The sequence below is a fragment of the Acidovorax cavernicola genome, from assembly GCF_003581445.1.
The window spans coordinates 1-781 of sequence record NZ_QXMN01000286.1; the positions used below are offsets into that span (position 1 = coordinate 1).

Consider the following 781-nt stretch of genomic DNA (forward strand, 5'->3'; position numbering starts at 1 on the left):
GGGTAAACAGCCGGCGCAAATCCGCGCACGCGGTCCTGCCGCGCCGCGGCATGCGCCCGGGCCAAGCGGTGGTAACCGCTGTGTAACCCGGGATTTTATCCCGACTGAAAAACCCGCACCAGTGCCATCGATGTCGACAGCGCCTTCGGCGCGCGCGCTGAGGCTCAGCTAGCTCGGCAGATCTGCAGCATGTTCGTGCCGCCGGGCTGGCCCATGGGCAGGCCACAGGTGATCGCGTAGACATCGCCCTGCTGCACGATGCCGCGCGCCTTGAGGTGGGCTTCGGCCTGCTGCAGCGCCGTGTCGCGGTCGGCCGAAGTGTCCATCAGCAGCGGGCGCACGTTGCGGTACAGCGCCATGCGCCGCTGGGTCTGGACCTTGGGCGTGAGCGCGTAGATCGGAATGTGGATGCGCCGGCGGCTCATCCACAGCGCCGTCGAGCCGCTGTCCGTCATCGCCACGATGGCCTTGGCGCCCAGGTGATGGGCCGTGAACAGCGCGCCCATGGCGATGCTCTGGTCGATGCGGCCAAAAGTGCGGCCGGTGAAATCGGAATCGCGCTCTGGGTCTTCGGCGGCTTCGGCGGCGGTGCAGATGCGCGCCATTTCCTCGACGGTTTCGAGCGGGTACTTGCCGGCCGCGGTCTCGGCGCTGAGCATCACCGCGTCGGTGCCGTCGAGCACCGCGTTGGCCACGTCGCTGACTTCGGCGCGCGTGGGCACGGGGTTGGTGATCATGCTCTCCATCATCTGCGTCGCGGTGATGACTACCTCGTCCATCT

The 781-nt window shown here is 67.6% G+C and carries 1 protein-coding gene; it reads right to left on the reverse strand.

What is annotated here, in order from left to right; genetic code table 11:
• Positions 1 to 164 precede the first annotated feature (164 nt).
• Positions 165 to 781 (reverse strand): pyruvate kinase (locus D3H34_RS33190; RefSeq protein ID WP_286186580.1); only part of this gene is annotated, 617 nt, incomplete at its 5' end.